23 protein-coding genes are annotated in these 17,326 nt (G+C 36.1%); 15 read left to right on the top strand and 8 right to left on the bottom strand.

Annotated features, from left to right (window positions below):
* Positions 1 to 31 precede the first annotated feature (31 nt).
* The 5 genes from FTRAC_RS10295 to FTRAC_RS20195 all read left to right on the top strand — a co-directional run bounded on the left by FTRAC_RS10295 (position 32) and on the right by FTRAC_RS20195 (position 1,740).
* Positions 32 to 241 carry a heavy-metal-associated domain-containing protein gene (locus FTRAC_RS10295; protein ID WP_013454185.1) on the top strand — a complete coding sequence of 70 codons (210 nt, stop codon included), beginning with the start codon at positions 32 to 34 and terminating at the stop codon, positions 239 to 241.
* 153 nt (positions 242 to 394) lie between these two features.
* On the top strand, positions 395 to 601 hold the full coding sequence (locus FTRAC_RS20010) for a GDCCVxC domain-containing (seleno)protein (RefSeq protein WP_013454184.1): 207 nt from the start codon (positions 395 to 397) through the stop codon (positions 599 to 601).
* 7 nt (positions 602 to 608) lie between these two features.
* Positions 609 to 1,403, top strand: a complete 795-nt coding sequence (locus tag FTRAC_RS10290) for a cation diffusion facilitator family transporter (protein ID WP_013454183.1) — start codon at positions 609 to 611, stop codon at positions 1,401 to 1,403.
* A gap of 26 nt (positions 1,404 to 1,429) precedes the next feature.
* The gene (locus FTRAC_RS19915) at positions 1,430 to 1,576 is read left to right on the top strand and encodes a sodium:calcium exchanger (protein WP_221405900.1); all 147 of its coding nucleotides are present in this window, start codon (positions 1,430 to 1,432) and stop codon (positions 1,574 to 1,576) included.
* Entirely contained in the window at positions 1,531 to 1,740 is a 210-nt protein-coding gene (locus FTRAC_RS20195) for a hypothetical protein (RefSeq protein ID WP_394359117.1), read from the top strand. The genes FTRAC_RS19915 and FTRAC_RS20195 overlap by 46 nt, the downstream gene beginning before the upstream one ends.
* Here the strand turns inward: FTRAC_RS20195 and FTRAC_RS19785 are convergent.
* The 4 genes from FTRAC_RS19785 to FTRAC_RS10270 all read right to left on the bottom strand — a co-directional run bounded on the left by FTRAC_RS19785 (position 1,695) and on the right by FTRAC_RS10270 (position 6,120).
* Positions 1,695 to 1,847, bottom strand: a complete 153-nt coding sequence (locus FTRAC_RS19785; protein WP_013454182.1) for a hypothetical protein — start codon at positions 1,845 to 1,847, stop codon at positions 1,695 to 1,697. The genes FTRAC_RS20195 and FTRAC_RS19785 overlap by 46 nt on opposite strands.
* Positions 1,848 to 2,040: 193 nt before the next feature.
* The gene (glmS, locus tag FTRAC_RS10280) at positions 2,041 to 3,876 is read right to left on the bottom strand and encodes a glutamine--fructose-6-phosphate transaminase (isomerizing) (RefSeq protein ID WP_013454181.1); all 1,836 of its coding nucleotides are present in this window, start codon (positions 3,874 to 3,876) and stop codon (positions 2,041 to 2,043) included.
* An 8-nt stretch (positions 3,877 to 3,884) separates the two neighbouring features.
* On the bottom strand, positions 3,885 to 5,369 hold the full coding sequence (locus FTRAC_RS10275) for a hypothetical protein (protein WP_041649722.1): 1,485 nt from the start codon (positions 5,367 to 5,369) through the stop codon (positions 3,885 to 3,887).
* A complete protein-coding gene (locus tag FTRAC_RS10270) occupies positions 5,308 to 6,120 on the bottom strand; it encodes a glycogen/starch synthase (protein ID WP_041650598.1) in 813 nt (270 codons plus the stop codon). Before FTRAC_RS10270 ends, FTRAC_RS10275 begins: the two co-directional genes overlap by 62 nt.
* Positions 6,121 to 6,245: 125 nt before the next feature.
* Here FTRAC_RS10270 and panC point away from each other — a divergent pair, with 125 nt between their 5' ends.
* The 7 genes from panC (at position 6,246) to FTRAC_RS10235 (ending at position 12,105) form a co-directional block, all read left to right on the top strand.
* Positions 6,246 to 7,094, top strand: a complete 849-nt coding sequence (panC, locus tag FTRAC_RS10265) for a pantoate--beta-alanine ligase (protein WP_013454178.1) — start codon at positions 6,246 to 6,248, stop codon at positions 7,092 to 7,094.
* Between the two features lie 126 nt (positions 7,095 to 7,220).
* A complete protein-coding gene (gene panD / locus FTRAC_RS10260) occupies positions 7,221 to 7,568 on the top strand; it encodes an aspartate 1-decarboxylase (RefSeq protein ID WP_013454177.1) in 348 nt (115 codons plus the stop codon).
* Between the two features lie 3 nt (positions 7,569 to 7,571).
* Positions 7,572 to 8,594 (top strand): lysylphosphatidylglycerol synthase transmembrane domain-containing protein, encoded by a 1,023-nt coding sequence (locus FTRAC_RS10255; RefSeq protein ID WP_013454176.1) that lies wholly within the window; start codon positions 7,572 to 7,574, stop codon positions 8,592 to 8,594.
* Positions 8,581 to 9,051 (top strand): D-glycero-beta-D-manno-heptose 1-phosphate adenylyltransferase, encoded by a 471-nt coding sequence (gene rfaE2, locus FTRAC_RS10250; protein ID WP_013454175.1) that lies wholly within the window; start codon positions 8,581 to 8,583, stop codon positions 9,049 to 9,051. Before FTRAC_RS10255 ends, rfaE2 begins: the two co-directional genes overlap by 14 nt.
* Before the next feature lie 4 nt (positions 9,052 to 9,055).
* Positions 9,056 to 9,751: a zinc metallopeptidase gene (locus FTRAC_RS10245; protein WP_013454174.1), complete on the top strand. Its 696-nt coding sequence runs from the start codon at positions 9,056 to 9,058 to the stop codon at positions 9,749 to 9,751.
* Positions 9,752 to 9,830: 79 nt separating this feature from the next.
* Complete coding sequence (locus FTRAC_RS10240) at positions 9,831 to 10,970, top strand: acyl-CoA dehydrogenase (RefSeq protein WP_013454173.1); 1,140 nt, start codon at positions 9,831 to 9,833, stop codon at positions 10,968 to 10,970.
* Between the two features lie 211 nt (positions 10,971 to 11,181).
* Positions 11,182 to 12,105, top strand: a complete 924-nt coding sequence (locus FTRAC_RS10235) for an AraC family transcriptional regulator (RefSeq protein WP_013454172.1) — start codon at positions 11,182 to 11,184, stop codon at positions 12,103 to 12,105.
* A gap of 83 nt (positions 12,106 to 12,188) precedes the next feature.
* Here the strand turns inward: FTRAC_RS10235 and FTRAC_RS10230 are convergent, their stop codons facing one another.
* Genes FTRAC_RS10230 through FTRAC_RS10220 form a run of 3 tightly spaced genes read right to left on the bottom strand, consistent with a single transcriptional unit; the run spans position 12,189 to position 13,725 of the window.
* Positions 12,189 to 12,962 carry a geranylgeranylglyceryl/heptaprenylglyceryl phosphate synthase gene (locus FTRAC_RS10230; protein ID WP_013454171.1) on the bottom strand — a complete coding sequence of 258 codons (774 nt, stop codon included), beginning with the start codon at positions 12,960 to 12,962 and terminating at the stop codon, positions 12,189 to 12,191.
* On the bottom strand, positions 12,940 to 13,341 hold the full coding sequence (locus FTRAC_RS10225) for a hypothetical protein (RefSeq protein WP_013454170.1): 402 nt from the start codon (positions 13,339 to 13,341) through the stop codon (positions 12,940 to 12,942). Before FTRAC_RS10225 ends, FTRAC_RS10230 begins: the two co-directional genes overlap by 23 nt.
* Before the next feature lie 24 nt (positions 13,342 to 13,365).
* On the bottom strand, positions 13,366 to 13,725 hold the full coding sequence (locus FTRAC_RS10220; RefSeq protein WP_013454169.1) for a phage holin family protein: 360 nt from the start codon (positions 13,723 to 13,725) through the stop codon (positions 13,366 to 13,368).
* Positions 13,726 to 13,807: 82 nt separating this feature from the next.
* Here FTRAC_RS10220 and FTRAC_RS10215 point away from each other — a divergent pair, with 82 nt between their 5' ends.
* The 3 genes from FTRAC_RS10215 (at position 13,808) to FTRAC_RS10205 (ending at position 16,334) form a co-directional block, all read left to right on the top strand.
* Entirely contained in the window at positions 13,808 to 14,656 is an 849-nt protein-coding gene (locus FTRAC_RS10215) for an acetate and sugar kinases/Hsc70/actin family protein (protein ID WP_013454168.1), read from the top strand.
* Positions 14,653 to 15,465, top strand: a complete 813-nt coding sequence (murQ, locus tag FTRAC_RS10210) for an N-acetylmuramic acid 6-phosphate etherase (RefSeq protein ID WP_013454167.1) — start codon at positions 14,653 to 14,655, stop codon at positions 15,463 to 15,465. Before FTRAC_RS10215 ends, murQ begins: the two co-directional genes overlap by 4 nt.
* Before the next feature lie 299 nt (positions 15,466 to 15,764).
* Positions 15,765 to 16,334, top strand: coding sequence for a hypothetical protein (locus tag FTRAC_RS10205; protein WP_013454166.1), 570 nt, complete (start codon positions 15,765 to 15,767; stop codon positions 16,332 to 16,334).
* Between the two features lie 242 nt (positions 16,335 to 16,576).
* Here FTRAC_RS10205 and FTRAC_RS10200 read toward each other — a convergent pair whose 3' ends face one another.
* Positions 16,577 to 17,194, bottom strand: coding sequence for a SprT-like domain-containing protein (locus FTRAC_RS10200; RefSeq protein ID WP_013454165.1), 618 nt, complete (start codon positions 17,192 to 17,194; stop codon positions 16,577 to 16,579).
* Positions 17,195 to 17,326 lie beyond the last annotated feature (132 nt).

Raw genomic sequence — 17,326 nt, 5'->3', positions numbered from 1 at the left:
ATCAAATTATAAACTTTAAATAGACTAAATAATGAACACTTTAAAATTCAAAACCAATATCAATTGTGGCGGATGCCTTTCAAAAGTGACTCCCTTCTTGAACGAGGAAAAGAACATAAAAAAATGGGATGTCAACCTTGAAAGTGATGACCGCATACTTACTGTAGAAACTTCTGATCTGACTGAAGAAGAAGTAAAGAAAACGGTACAGAAAGCGGGTTTTAAGGCTGAGGCAGTGTAGTGCAGAATAATTGCAATCAATTTAAAATAAACCTCAGAGGTAGAAAAAATCTCTGAGGTTTTCGTGTTATTTAAAAGTATAAAAAGGCAGTTTTTTGATTTGATCATTTGCAGTTACCTGAGACGCAAGACTTATGAAAAGAGCAATAAAGAGATGGAAATAACGAATAAATCAATTGTTAACTGTCCAAACTGCGGATATCAAAAAGAAGAAGAAATGCCAACTGACGCTTGTCAGTTCTTTTATGAATGTCAAAGCTGCAAAGCAGTACTGAAACCAAAACAAGGAGACTGTTGTGTATTTTGTAGCTATGGTACAGAACAATGTCCACCAATTCAGCAAGACAGGAGTTGTTGCTAAAAAAGTTATGAAGAAAACCACCTTCCATATCAGTAAAATGGACTGCCCCTCAGAGGAGCAAATGATCCGCATGAAGCTGGAGCCTTATAATGAGGTAAAGCAACTTTCATTTGATATACCCAATCGCAGACTGGAAGTATATCACACAGACGAAGTGGACAAGATCCATCAGGCCATTACTGAACTTAAACTCAATGACCGGTTAGAAAGTACGGAAGATGAAGCTGAGTTGCCGTTGGCTGCTGACGACTCCGAACAGCGGAAAATACTTTGGTGGGTACTGGGTATCAATTTCGGATTCTTTGTGGTAGAGATGACTACCGGATGGATATCCCGTTCCATGGGGTTAGTAGCTGACTCACTTGACATGCTGGCAGATTCCATCGTCTATGGCCTGAGCTTATTTGCTGTAGGTGCAGCAATGTCTCGCAAGAAAAAAGTAGCCAAAATCAGTGGTTATTTTCAAATGGTACTGGCGCTATTAGGATTTTCAGAAGTATTGCGCAGGTTTTTCAGAGAAAGCGAAACACCTCTGTTTCAATGGATGATTATCATATCAGTACTGGCCCTCATCGGCAATCTGGTTTCGCTCTGGCTGATCAATAAAGCTAAAAGTGATGAAGCTCACATGCAGGCTAGTGCCATATTCACTTCCAATGACATTATTGTAAATGGCGGAGTGATCCTGGCCGGTGTGTTAGTTTATTTTCTTGATAGCAAATGGCCCGATTTGGCCATTGGGGCAATTGTTTTCACCTTCGTAATGCGAGGGGCTGTAAGGATATTGAAAATAGCTAAATAAATAATTGACCGATAAAAATAGAAGATATGAATGCATGGTTATGGGTAGGAGTTTTAGTAATAGCCGCATGGGCTGCACATTGGGGAGCTGACCAATTGCTTACACCGCTCAAAATGTTGCGGAAACAATGGGGACTCACCGCTTCGGCAGGAGCTGCTTTTTGGCGATTGTAACGGCAAGCCCCGAAGTAGCAGTTAACATCACCAGTGCTGCCCGGGGTGTATCAAATATAGGCTTAGGAAACTTACTGGGTTCTAATATTATCTCCATTCCCCTCATGGTTACGATAGCCTATTTTGCTTCACGCAAACAATTCAAAAACAACCCCATTTCTTGAAAAGCGGTTGCATCTGCTAAACTGAAATCTCTGATAAGTGCTTCCTTGCTTTCTGCTTCAATCTCCTTTATAGAATCATCTTTGAAAACGATTGTAAAATTTGGCATAAACTGATAACATTTTGATTAGACCTAATAAATGTCTTGTTTGATCGCAATGTTTTGAGATTTTAAATAAAGACGAAATTGCGGCAAAATATTTCTCGTTAGAATTAAAAAGACCGAAGCAGAATTTGCTTCGGTCTTTCAAGTTAGCTTTTACTTTCCAGCTAATGTTGTGCGAAATGCATATGTAATTACCTTACTCTACAGTCACAGATTTTGCCAAATTCCTCGGCTGATCTACATTACATCCTCTCATAACTGCGATGTGATAAGAAAGTAATTGAAGAGGAATAGTGGAAACCATTGGCATTAAAGATTCGTGGGTTCCGGGCACTTCAATTGTATGATCTACCATGCCTGGAATCAAGGAATCGCCTTCTGAAACAACTGCAATTACCTTTCCTTTTCTTGCTTTAACCTCCTGTATGTTAGAAACAATTTTATCGTAAGAACTATCTCTAGTTGCAATTACTACAACTGGCATCTCCTCATCAATTAAAGCAATTGGCCCGTGCTTCATTTCTGCAGCAGGGTAGCCTTCTGCATGAATATAAGAAATCTCTTTTAATTTTAAAGCACCTTCCAAAGCAACTGGAAAATTATAACCTCTGCCCAAATACAAGAAATTTCTAGCATCTTTATAAATTTCAGCAATCTTTTTAACCTGTTCGTCAGTTTTTAAAGCTTTCTCTACCTTTTTTGGTATATTTTCTAAATCAACTAAAATTTCTCTATAACGCTGCTCAGCAATAGTTCCTTTTCTTAAAGCTGTCTTTAAAGCAATCATAGTCAACACCGTCAACTGAGCTGTAAAGGCTTTTGTACTGGCAACCCCAATTTCTGGTCCAGCATGTGTATAAACTCCCTCATGAGAAACTCTTGATATGGATGAACCCACTACATTACAAACTCCAAGAACAATAGCTCCTTTTGATTTTGCTAATTCCATAGCAGCTAAGGTATCGGCTGTTTCACCAGACTGAGAAATTGCAAATACAATATCTCCTTCTTTGATAACAGGATTTCTGTATCTAAATTCTGAAGCATACTCTACCTCGACAGGAATTCTACAAAATTCTTCAAAAATGTATTCAGCTACTAACCCAGCATGCCAAGAAGTACCACAAGCAACAATTACAATCCTCTCTGCATTAATTAGAGCAGTGGCATAATCTCTTATTCCGCCCAAAACTAATTTAGCCTCATCAGCAATCAACCTTCCTCTAAAGCAATCTTTAATAGATTTTGGTTGCTCAAAGATCTCTTTTAACATGAAATGCTCAAACCCACCTTTTTCAATAGCTTCTAGTTCCATGTCCACTTTTTGAATGTATGGGGTGGTTTTTACATCTTTAGTATCTCTAATACTGATTTCGCCATCTTTAATTAAAGCAATTTCGTAATCATTTACATAGATCACTTCATTGGTATATTCTACTATAGGCGTTGCGTCAGATGCTAAGAAAAACTCATCCTTACCCACACCAATTACCAAAGGGCTTCCTTTACGAGCAGCAATCAATTGATTAGGATGATTAGTTGACATTATCACAATCGCATAAGCACCAATTACTTTGGTTAAAGCCAATCTAACTGCTTCTTCTAATGTTCCATCATTATTTTTATAGATATCTTCTATAAAATTGATGAATACTTCAGAATCGGTTTCACTTTTGAATGTATAGCCTTTATTCTCTAGATCAGTTTTAAGTGAGGAATAATTTTCAATAATTCCGTTATGAATAATTGCTAAATCTCCACTTTCAGAAAAGTGCGGATGAGCATTTAGATCACTTGGTGCACCATGAGTTGCCCATCTTGTGTGACCAATTCCTATTGTGCTTTTAGTATTTTTATCTTTAAGATGCGCTTCAAGTTCACTAACTTTCCCTTGCTTTTTATAAACCTTAAGACCGTCATTCATAAGTGCAATACCTGCACTGTCATAACCTCTATATTCTAATCTTTTTAATCCTTTAATGATGATCTCAGAAGCATTCTGATGACCTACATATGCTACAATTCCACACATATTGCGATTTATTTAAAAGTAGTGTAATATATTCTTAATTTTATATTCTCTTTGTCAACTAAAAAGTTATCAAAGTTTCCAATATTGATAATTGGATTTTCTGTAAAGGCATCATTGTTTACTCGGATGAATTGACCAGTGAAAACAAAATTATTTCCCTCAGTCCAAAACGAAGGGTCATTGTAAATTTCTTGTAAGAAAAAGCTGATATCCCCTCTAATTTGATTTTTGCTATCATCATAGCTTAAATTTGTTGGTGAGGTACCTGCACTTTGGTTTGCTATTCCTCCATTGGAAGTAAAATTTGACTGGATTGCCCAAAAGTCTCTACCCTGCTTTTTAAATCCTCCAGTTTCTTCAAGAATGTACGGAATAATTGCTTGAGCGGGTCGTACTTGTTCAAAAGGAGTATCCAAAGTGGTGAAATTTTGACTTTCAATAATTATTTCAGCTTTATTAATTTGCATGTAATCTACAGAATCAATAAAAGATAAATAAGGATCCAAATTAATTTTTGGACTGATACCAAGTAAGTTATTGAAGTAAGCTTTACTTGGATCAGTTAAATCGAAAGAATTATTTCCGCTAAACGTACTAGGTATCAGGCTTCCTGGCTGGAAATCCACATGTGTGAAACTTGAACTAGATAAATTAAAGGTCACACTTTGTAGTGTATCCGCAGTGGGTGATTGGTAGATAACCTCAAAATATGAGCTCTGACCCGCTAAACTTAAGGCCTGTAAATTATTTTGACCTGGTTCAACCTCTAATTTGAAGCCTTTTAAGGTACTATAGATTTCTTCTGGTGTTAAATCCTCGTCTCTAACTAAGTCTAATAGATCATTTCCAAAGTTATTTCCAAGAGAGATGTAATCAGGAATGGTATCTTTAGGATTAATAATAGTAGTGCCGTTCACTGCTATCTCTTCCGAAGTGCTCAACTCGTCATTTACAGTATAATAATTAACCTTATTATTTTCTATCGATTTTATACCAGAGGATTTCAAGGTGTCCGCTAATTGGTAGAGTCTAAACTTCTGCGGATTGCCATACTCAGTGCCATAATAGTAATTAAAACCTAAGTGAAGTCTTGTTTCAATAACTTCACTTCCAAATTTAACACTATCTCTATTAACACTATTACTCAAAATAGCGCCAAAATAGGCTTGTGCAGAGAAATTTCCTATTTCTGGGTTGTTTTGATGTCCTACAAAAACTTGTCCTCTGGCTCCCTCCAGTATTGATACATTTGTGCTGACCAATAGCGTATCATAGGCAGCATGGTTTATTTCCAAGGGGATTTCAACATACCGGATTTCAGCATTGTTTCCCCCAGGGACTAAGTCGCTTTCTACTTCTATTGGCTCTTCACAAGAGGCGAAAAAAAAGGCCAGCAGGAGAGCTGGCCCTGTAATTATTGAGGTGGCGGTATTAGCCTGCCAATTCTGTATATAGGTTGAAATAGGATTCTTCAAAATCTTCTCCTTTTTCAATGGTGTCAACTTTCTTTTCTTTGTCGAATGTTGAAAATAATTCATCAAGGTTTCCTTTAAACTCATCACCTGCTTTAATAACTGCGTCTGCATATTCTGCACCGATTTTTATGAACCCTTCATAATCGGCTGATTCTAGATTGGACAGCATGCTATCATCGATATCAAGCATTTTTACCTTGTCCACTAAATCTGTCCCAAATTTATGAGAGAATTCTGTATTATACACAGTAAATACAGATTTTGCATCTTTAAATATTGGATCGTTTTTATAAGTGGTTTTTAAATACATTGGAATCAAACTGGTCATCCAGTCATTGCAATGTACTACATCAGGTGCCCAGCCTAGTTTCTTAACTGTTTCCAACGCTCCCTTGCAGAAAAATATTGCTCTTTCATCATTGTCAGGATAAAAATTGTTCTCCTTATCATGAAATACAAATTTACGCTGGAAGTAATCTTCATTGTCAATAAAATACACCTGAAGTTTAGCGTTTGGAATAGAAGCTACCTTAATAATTAAAGGTTTTTCTTCTTCTCCTACAGAGATATTGATTCCCGAAAGACGGACTACCTCATGTAATCTGTTCTTCCGCTCGTTAATTAGTCCGAAGCGGGGTACTAAAATACGAATCTCCATTCCTCTTTCCTGCATGGCTTGAGGGAGCTTTCGTACAAATTCTGCTACTTCTGATGTTTTTAAAAATGGATTGATTTCATTGGCTACGTAAAGAATTCGAAGCTTTGACATATGCTTATTGGATTTGATTAATTCATAAACGAAGCACAAAAATACAAAAAAATACTCACTTTCCATTATTTTTTTGATTAATAAGCTAGATTTGTTCCAAAACTTTCTAATTTAGCGCATTTTTTATGATATCAACTGGCTCAATCGCTGAAATACAAGCTCTTATCTCTCAATTTAAATCTGCGGGAAAAAAAATTGGTTTCGTTCCTACGATGGGCGCTTTGCACCAAGGACATCTGAGTTTAGTTGCTACTGCCAAAGAAACTGTGGATATCGTTGTCTGCAGTATTTATGTTAACCCTACTCAGTTTAATAACCAAGATGATCTCAAGCAGTATCCTCGAAATATTGATGCGGATAAAAATTTACTAGCTGAAAATGGCTGCGACCTTCTTTTCTTACCTTCTGATGAAGTGATGTATGCGGGGAGAAATACTATTAAATTTGAATTTGGGGATTTGGATAGAGTAATGGAAGGTAAATTTCGCCCAGGACATTTTAGTGGGGTGGCTTTAATTGTATCGAAATTTTTTAATATAGTTCTTCCTAATTGTGCTTTTTTTGGTCAGAAGGATTTGCAGCAGTTGACTATTATCAAAAAGCTAGTAGAGGAATTATTTTTTAACTTAGAAATAATTTCCGTCCCTATCAAAAGGGAGCATCATGGCTTGGCAATGTCGTCAAGGAACGAGCGCTTAAGTAAAGAAGAGCGGGAGGAAGCAAAAATATTCTACAAAGCATTATCAGAGGCAAAAGCAATATTAAAGGAAGGCCAATCAGCGGTAGCAGCAAAGGAAAAAGTAAATTCGCTCCTCAGCAATCATAAAGCGCAGTTAGAATATTTTGAAATTGTAAGCGACAAGGATTTACTTCCAAAAACAGAGAACTACTTGGCACCAGATACCGTTCTGTGCATTGCAGGGTTTATGGGAAATGTGAGATTAATAGATAATATGTACTTAAATGAAAACTAGTATTCGATTTTATAAATAATTATGATTTGAAGCTGAATTTCCAATAGGTATAATATTATCTTATGTAATTGCCTTATAGGCTCTATTTAATTTCATAACTTTGCACCCCAATTTGAAGAGTATAGTATGTTAATTGAAGTTTGTAAATCAAAAATTCACAGAGTAAAGGTTACTCAGGCAGAATTACATTATGTTGGAAGCATCACCATCGATGAAGATCTGATGGAAGCCTCTAATCTTATAGAAAACGAAAAAGTCCAGATTGTGAACATCAATAATGGTGAGCGATTGGAGACTTATGTCATTAAGGGAGAGCGAGGCTCTGGCATGGTATGCTTAAATGGTCCTGCTGCAAGAAAAGTGCAAGTAGGTGATATCATCATCATCATTGGATATGCACATATGGATTTTGAAGAGGCAAAATCATTCAAGCCTTCTTTAATATTTCCTGATGCCAATAATAAACTTCCCTGATAATTGAGAAAAGGACTTCAATCATTTCTTAAATACACTTTTTCCTTAGCAATAGCGGTCTTTCTGTTTTGGTATCTCTATAAAGATATTGATTTCAATGATATGGTGGCAAGGTTCAGAGAAGCAAATCTGAATTGGATATATCTTTCGATAGCCTTGGCTATGGTCAGCCATCTATTAAGAGCTTGGCGCTGGAATATGTTGTTGGAGCCGATGGGTTATAACTTAAAGACATCAAGGACTTTTTTGGCTGTGATGGTGGGATATTTAGCCAATTTTGTGGTGCCCAGAATGGGAGAGGTTTCTAGATGTGGTATTTTAAAGAAAACGGATGATGTTTCTGTTAGTAGGGCATTTGGTAGTGTGGTAACTGAGCGAGTTTTCGATATGCTTTGTTTGCTTGCAATCATTGCATTTACGCTAGTGATTGAATTTCGAAGATTAAATGACTTTTTCTTAGATCTCTTTTTGGATAAAGCTACTGGTTTGGAGGAAAACTTTCTTACTTTAACCGCAATTGGGATCACATTTTTAGTTGGTGCTATTGTAATTTTCTTTCTGCTGAAAAGAAATCAAGCTTTTTTAAGAAAAAATAAGTATTACAATAAATTAACTGCTTTTCTGCGGCAGTTAGTAGAAGGTATCACCTCCGTAAGAAAATTAAAAAGTCCATTACTGTTTTGGACGGCCACATTAGGAATATGGGTTTGCTATTTCTTTATGACCTATGTGGTGTTTTTTAGCATGGAATCAACTGCTAATCTTGGGTATTCAGCCGGCTTTATTTTGTTAGTTTTAGGAGGGATTGGAATGGCGGCACCAGTTCAAGGTGGGATAGGAGCCTTCCATTATTTGGTTGGAGCAGGCTTATTATTATATGGTGTTCCAGAAAAAGAAGGGATTATTTTTGCTTTTGTCCTTCATACTACCAATTCAATAGCAATTATTGCAGTAGGGTCACTATCTTTATTCTTAAGTATGATCATACCTAAAAGAAAATCAAATCAAGCTTATGCCAACAGCTGATAAAATATATTCGTTAGAAGCTCTGATAAAAAAAAGACAAGACTGGAAAGACCAGAAAGTGGTGTTTACTAATGGTTGTTTTGATATTTTGCATTTAGGGCATGTTGATTATTTAGAAAAGGCAGGTACTAAAGGAGATAAATTGATAGTAGCCTTAAATACTGATGCTTCAGTTAGCAAACTAAAAGGGCCAACAAGACCTGTCAATAATCAAGAAGCAAGAGCCAGAATAATTGCCGCTTTATCATTTGTAGATGCCGTTGTGTTTTTTTCAGAGCAGACCCCAATATCTTTGATTAAACAACTTATACCCGATGTTTTAGTCAAAGGTAGTGACTACAAAATCAGCAACATTGTTGGAGCAGATGTCGTTATGGGAAACGGTGGAAAAGTAGAGACTATTGAGTTGGTAGAGGGCTATTCCACTACCAATATTATTAATAAAATAAACCAATAATAGAATGTTTTTGATTGTAATTATTATCGGATTCGCCATCATTAGTTATGCTGTGCAATCCAAGTTGAAGAGTAAATTTAAAAAGTACTCTAAAATCACTTTAAGCTCTGGTATTTCAGGTAGAGAGGCTGCTGAAAAAATGCTGAAAGATAATGGTATTTATGATGTGAAAGTAATGTCCGTTGAAGGGCAATTAACAGACCATTATAATCCAGCAAATAAAACAGTAAATTTAAGTTCAGATGTTTACAATAACCGCTCTGCAGCAGCAGTTGCAGTTGCTGCACACGAAGTAGGTCATGCTGTTCAACATGCAAAAGCTTATTCATTCTTAGAATTGCGTTCTGCATTGGTGCCACTGCAGAATGTAAGTGCTAAAATCATTAACTTTGTTTTTATGGCAATGCTTTTCGGAGCTTTTGCTTTACCGCAATTAATCAATCCTCAATTAGCTTTGATGGTGATAATCGGGTGCTATACTGTATTTACATTATTTGCATTTATCACTTTACCAGTAGAATATGATGCCAGCAAAAGAGGACTAGCTTGGATGACCACCTCTGGTGTTACGACTCCACAAGAGCATGATATGGCCAAAGATTCTTTAAAATGGGCGGCAAGAACTTATTTAGTTGCAGCAATTGCTTCACTAGTTACATTGCTTTACTATGTGATGATGTTCCTAGGCAGTCGGGATTAAATGGATTTTTCCTATATTTGCAAAACTTTTGCAGGAACATTCTGTTTTTGCACCGATACGACTAAAAAATAAATAATAGATGGATTTTCAACTGACAGAAGAGCAGTTAGCCGTACAAGCTGCTGCAAGAGATTTTGCACAAAATGACTTATTACCTGGAGTAATCGAGAGAGATACTCACGAAAAATTCCCAGCTGAACAGATTAAGAAAATGGGAGAACTAGGATTCATGGGAATGATGGTGGATCCCAAATATAATGGTGGCGGAATGGACACTGTTTCTTATGTATTGGCAATGGAGGAAATCTCCAAAGTAGACAGTTCTGCTTCTGTAGCCATGTCTGTTAACAATTCATTGGTTTGCTGGGGACTAGAAAAGTACGGAACTGAAGAGCAAAAAGAAAAATACCTGAAGCGATTAGCGACTGGTGAAATTCTAGGGGCTTTCTGTCTTTCTGAGCCAGAAGCAGGCTCTGATGCTACTTCTCAAAGAACAACCGCAGAAGACAAAGGAGATTATTATTTAGTAAACGGAACTAAAAACTGGATTACTAACGGAAACAGTGCTTCTGTTTATTTGGTAATTGCTCAGACTGATAAAGAAAAAGGTCATAAAGGCATCAATGCTTTAATAGTTGAAAGAGAAACGGAAGGCTTTGTAGTAGGGAAGAAAGAAGAGAAATTAGGAATAAGAGGTTCTGATACGCATTCTTTGATGTTCCAAGACATGAAAGTTCCAAAAGAGAATAGAATTGGTGAAGATGGCTTTGGATTTAACTTTGCAATGTCGACTTTAAACGGTGGTAGAATTGGTATTGCTGCTCAAGCATTGGGTATTGCATCTGGTGCCTATGAATTGGCTTTAAAATATTCGAAAGAAAGAAAAGCTTTTGGCAAAGAAATCAGCCAGCATCAAGCCATCGCTTTCAAATTAGCAGATATGGCAACTCAAATTGAAACGGCTCGCTTACTTTGCTTGAAAGCAGCATGGTTGAAAGACCAAAAGCAAGATTTCTCCCAAGCTAGTGCAATGGCGAAATTATATGCATCTCAAGTTGCAATGGATACTACTGTAGAAGCAGTGCAAGTTCATGGTGGATATGGTTTCGTTAAAGAATATCATGTTGAGCGATTAATGAGAGATGCTAAAATTACTCAAATCTACGAGGGTACATCGGAAATCCAGAAGATTGTTATCTCAAGAAATATACTGAAGTAAGCCATATTGTTTTTAAGATCTAGAGGTTTCACATAGTGTTAATCTTAAAATAATTCAATAAAAACCTCGTTATTACGCACAACCTTACATACAAATATAGGTTGTGCGTTTTTTATTTGTTTTGATATAAAGCTATTATTCATTAGATTTATACAATTATTCAAAACAATACTTTTACTTTTTATAGTTAATCCATTCATAAAACAAGAAAATGGAAGATTACAACAAAATCATTGAGTCTTTGGGCGTTAAATTCGTCAAAGCAAAAAATATCAAAATCCAAAAGCCTGTAACAGTAAATAATCTCTATGAAGTAGAGAACAAAGTAATTTGGGTAAATAAAGGAGAAGTACTATTGGGAGAAGAAAAACTATTAGCGAAGGAAGGTGATTTCGCTTTTATTCCTGGTGGAAAAGTACATCAAATTACTTACGGAAGAGGTAGCCAAATTGAAACTATCACAAATGATAAATTCATTACTGGAAAATCGGAATATTTTAATTCTATTAGCCATGATGAATTATTGGTTGAAGGTGGTGACAGTTTTAGTTATATTTCTTTTGAAGCTAAAGTATTTGATTCGGTAAACTTTTTTGCCTCTCTTGATATTCCTCCATTTATTTTCAGTAATGATACCATCAAATCTTTACACGATAAGGTGTTTGATGAATTGAAAAGTGACGAGCCTGGCTCGGATCGTATGGTAAAGGTTTTAACGGAATACTTATTAGTAGAATTATTTAGACATATTGTTCGCAATAAATTATTTGTGGAGCAATTGGCTACTAATAGTACCTATTTCAAAGATCCACGCTTAATTGATATATTCAATTATATTAATGAACACTTAGGAGGTGATTTATCAAATAAGAAGCTTGCTGAGGTAGCAAATGTTTCCGAAGATTATGTAGGGCAATATTTTAAAATGTTGACAGGTATCAATCCTCAGGATTATATCGAATATCAACGAATGGAAGAAGCCGTTACACTGCTGAGAACTTCTAAAAAGAGTATCAGAGATATTGGTCATGAAGTTGGATATAAAGATACTGCATACTTCTGCCGAAGATTTAAAATGATGTTCGGTATTCCTGCTGGGAAGATGAGAAGAAGGGAATCTTTAATGAATGTTTAATAGGGCTCTTTAGTCAAGTTTATCCCGGCAGCTTCCTGTCGGGATAAATATCCCAAGTTTAATGATCAAGTTTTAAATACTACTTATTGCATCCTCTGCAACTGTTGATTCAGCAAGATTTTTGCCTCAGTCATTTCTATCAATAATTGAGAGTTTTGCTCTATGGCATTACCCACCACTACAACATCAGCACCTGACTTCCAGGCGTTTTTTGCTTTAGCAACTGAATTTATACCACCACCGATAATTAAGGGAATATCAATAGCTCTTTTCACAGAGGCGATCATCTTCTCGCTAATCATTTTATCTGCACCACTGCCAGCATCCATGTAGATAAGTTGAAGTCCTAATAGTTCACCAGCTATTGCAGTACTTACAGCAATGTCACTTTTATCGTGAGGAATGGGGTTGGTATTACTCATGTAGGAAACTGATGTTTTATTACCACCGTCAATTAACATATAGCCCGTTGGCCAAACTTCCATTTTGCTTCTTTTTAATATGGGAGCAGAAAGAACATGTTGCCCTATAAGTAAGTCAGGATTTCGACCTGAAATTAAAGAAAGGTACAGGATAGCATCAGATTGCAAATCTATATATTGATTATTACCAGGAAATAGAATGATGGGAATATCTGTGGCAGATTTGATATCGGAAATGCAGCTGCTTAGAAAATCTGAAACGATGAGACTTCCCCCCACAAAAAAGAAGTCTACTTCATTTTCAATAGCCACATTGATCAAGCGTTGCAGTGAAGCTCTGTCATGAACCTTGTCGGGGTCAATAAGCAAAGCAAAAAATTTCTGTCCGTTTGCTTTGCCCTCAATTAGATGATTAAGCTTCTTCTTCTCTGTCATTTGACTTGTGATTTTCTAATTGACTTAAAAACTCTAATATTTTTTCTCTGGCTATGGCAACTAAAATCCCGCCTACTTCAGCTTTGAGAGCATCCATAATTCCACCACCGCTGCTTTCTTCTCTTCTTATAATAATTCGGGGTGAGTCATCATATTCATTTTCATCTTCATTCACTTCCTTATAAACCTGTGATTTCTTGTTCTTTTTGCTTCCTCCTGTGATAAGCTTAACAGCCTGATAAGCCAAAAACACTCCTCCAGCAATCATCAAAGCATTTTTACCAAACTTTTCAGCTTTACCAGAGTATTCTTTTAGTTGTTCCGATAGGTCTTGTTCGTATTTTTTGCTTCTTTCCAATAGCTTTTCCTGATTACTCATGCTTTTCGAATTTAAAAATTAAAATTACTCTTCTTTGGTTGGTTTGCTTATAGAATCACTAAATACTTTCTTAAGAAACTTACTGTCCTTTAGTATAAAAAAAGAAACCGTCAATAATAGGTAAATTAAGGCGACAATGCCAAATCCATAAACATAACTTGCCATAATTTCTGTTAGATAAAATGCCAAGGTCAAACTGCCAAACAAAATGAGAAGAGTTAAGGAGGCAAATACTAAAAGTAGTGGCAGAAGCTTAGCTAATTTTTCAGCTATTTTTTCTTCAATCTCCTCTCTAATCATTGCTATGCGTACTTCAAGCAATTTTTGTAATGATTCTATTATTTTATCTAGTCCCAAAAGTCCTAACAGTTTACTTTTTTTCACAACTTTACCTATTAATTGATTCCTAAGTTATATAAATTTCAGTTCATGTTAAATTTACACGGTAAAATAATTATAAAGATTAATGCAGCTTATAGCAGATAGTGGTTCGAGTAAAACAGATTGGCGCCTTATTAAGGAAGATGATACCATTGAGCAGCTGAAAACAAGTGGGATAAACCCATACTTGATTTCAGAAAATGAGCTTTTTGAGAGCTTAGAGGCTGATTTTAAAAATATCGCTTTTCGAGAGATAAAAGAAATTAGTTTTTATGGAGCGGGATGCGGTCAACATAAAAATAGAGAAAAAATAAAATCTGTTTTTAATGAGTTTTTCAATTGCGATCAAATCTTTGTAGATGACGACATGCTAGCTGCAGCAAGGGCAAGCTGTGGTAGTGAAGAAGGAATTGTATGTATTTTAGGAACTGGAGCAAACGCATGCCATTATGATGGGAAGAATATTTCAGAAAGAATGATTTCTTTAGGATACGCTTTAGGCGATGAGGGGAGCGGGGCTTATATTGGCAAATTAACTGTAAAATCATTTTTGGAAAATGAAATTCCGAGCAAACTTGCGGAAAAGTTTAGCAATGATTTTCCTGAGATCAATTTGGAAACTGCTTTAGAACATATTTATCAGAAGCCATATCCAAACCGGTTTTTTGCTCAATTTTTTCAATTTGCATTATTGCATCAGAAGGAGAGGTTCTTTTTTGAGCTCATTTCAAAAGCATTTCAATTATTTCTGGAAAAATCCGTTTTGAAATTTAGCAGTCACCAGAACTTGCCTATTCATTTTGTAGGAGGAGTGGCCTTTAATGCCAATACCATCATGCGAATGGTGTTGACAAAAAATAATTTAACAGCAGGAAATTTTATGGAAAGCCCCATAGCAGGTTTGACACTTTATCATAAAAATAAACATTCATGAGTATAACAGAGTCAGAATCGAATTTCAATAACTTAGAAAATCTTTCTATTAGCGAATTGCTTAAAGGAATCAATCAAGAAGATCAGACCGTAGCTGACTCCGTTCAAAAAGCACTGCCTCAAACCGAGAAAGCTTTGGAGCAAATAGTAGAAAAGATGCAATTGGGCGGCAGACTTTTTTATATAGGAGCAGGCACTAGTGGGAGGCTGGGGATTTTAGATGCATCTGAATGTCCGCCTACTTTTGGAGTTGGTTATGACAAGGTTATTGGTCTCATAGCAGGAGGAGATAGTGCCATACGAAAAGCTGTTGAATTTGCAGAAGACGACAGATCTCAGGCATGGAAAGATTTGCAAGAATATAATATCTCTAGGAAAGATTTTTTAATTGGAATTGCCGCATCTGGAAGAACACCTTATGTAATTGGCGGTTTGAAAATGGCGCAGGAAAAAGGAATTAAAACGGCTTGTATTACCTGCAATCCAAATTCTGAAGTGGTGGAAGTGTCGGATTATCCGATTGAAGTTCCCGTTGGCCCTGAGTTTGTGACGGGAAGCACCAGAATGAAAGCGGGTACAGCACAAAAAATGGTATTAAATATGATTTCTACAACTGCCATGATCCAACTGGGACATGTGAAAGGCAATAGAATGGTGGATATGCAACTGAGCAATGATAAGTTAGTGGATCGAGGCACAAAAATGATTATGCATGAACTTGAAATTGGATATGAAGAAGCCAAGAAACTATTGCTAGAACATGGCTCAGTAAGGAAGGCTGTTGAGAGAAGAAAAGAATCAAAGCTTTGAAATTGGAGGTGAAAACACCTCCAAGAGGGGTTCGTTAAATGAATATTTCAACTCACCACTGTCCCCCGTTTTGGTGTTTTCACCAAAACTTTAACGACATTGGTGTGCCACACAACCACGGATTCTACCCAAGTCGGTGGCACACCGACCAGAAACTAAAATCTATAATTTACCAAAACTTGTAAAACCTCTCTAATTTTGCTTCCAAATAAAAAACAAATCACGATTTTCTAAAACTTTTTTGTCCCAAAAACCATTCTTAAACTCATTACTTAAAACCTATAAATTAGTACTGCAAAATGCACCACATCGAGCCCTACTACAACTGGCTAAAATATTATGATTCATCATCCGATGAACTGTCTCCTTTCCACGGAAAAGAATATAATTATGAGCTATACACTGATACTATTTATGGCTATTATATAGATCCGGCTTGGGATGCAATTGGTTCGGAAACGCTTTATATCAAAATTCTTTATGCCAATTATGATGATGGAATTGCAGTAATTGAACTGATCGGTGAATGGAATGATACTTTGCATAATGACATCATGCATTTGAAAAGGAATATTATTGAGCATATGATATTGCAGGGCATCAATAAATTTGTTTTGATAGGCGAAAATATATTGAATTTCCACGGTTCTGATGATGAATATTATGCCGAATGGTTCGATGAAGTAGAAGACGGATGGATAGTGGGTGTGAATTTCCGAGATTTTGTTTTAGAAGAATGGGCTCAGTTCAATGTAGATAATTATATCAATTGCGGAGGACAGTTTGAGCATTTAAATTGGCGAACCTTGAAGCCGCAAGTTTTCTGTGAAAGGGTGGAAGAGCATGTGATGAAAAGATTGGATTTCTAATTATAATCAACCCTTATTATTTTTAACAATTGTGAACATTCGAGTATCTCTATGAATTTCACAGGGACCACAAAGTAACAGCTTAAGGCTGTCATTAATAAATTATGTTCTTTGTGAAACTTAGTGAAAAACTTTGTGTATCTCCGTGGTTGAAGTAATAGTAGCCTTTGGCTACCTTTATATTTGTTTTGGTTGAAAATTACACGCAGTAAGGGAGGCTCCTAACTATACGGAATTGAACCCTACTCAGGGATAATCATCGCCATTTTATGAACTAGATAATACTTTCCTGATTTTACTTCTTTACATCTAACTCTCGTTCTGCGGGTTTCTTGCTTTTCGAATAGCCTGTTTTCAAGCATGAATTTTTGTCCATGTGCTAATTCCAATAAACTAACCTCATCAGGATTTATTGGGTCATAAGCTTTTAAAGCTTTTGCTAACCTTATATCCGACAGAGAAGCAGCTTTCGGATTTATCATATAAAGATTTAATGCTCGTAAAATTCCTTCTGGGAAAATATCCGGTGTTTGAAATGGTAACATTAATGCTTTAAAGGCATCTTTCCATTCTTTACCGTGAGGGGAGACTCTGCCATTATGTTTTTCATAAACCCAATGATGCGCTACTTCGTGCACAAAGGTGATCAGAAAAGAATAAGGATTTAGATTTTCATTTACCGTAATTACTGCCCAATCTTCGCTAGGTTTTTTTCTGAAATCTCCAAGTTTGCTATTTCTGGCTTTGGCAATTACAAAGCGAAAAGGTTTCTTCTTCCACAAACCAAAAGCTAAACCAACAGAATTTTCAGGAACGAAGCGACTTATTCTATGGTGGATTTGTTTTTCGTAGTGCGTCATAAAGTGCTCAAAATTAAGTAGAAAATCTTGTAAAATTTGCTTTTAATACACTTAATCCATGATTTTAAATTCATACAGATGAATTTTTCTCTTCTCATTTCTTTTGTAAATTCCATTTTAAGCTGTAATTTC

This window comes from Marivirga tractuosa DSM 4126 (genome assembly GCF_000183425.1).
Lineage (GTDB): Bacteria > Bacteroidota > Bacteroidia > Cytophagales > Cyclobacteriaceae > Marivirga > Marivirga tractuosa.
The sequence above is the reverse complement of the archived record's forward strand: the minus strand, read 5'-3'. Positions and strand labels throughout refer to the sequence as shown.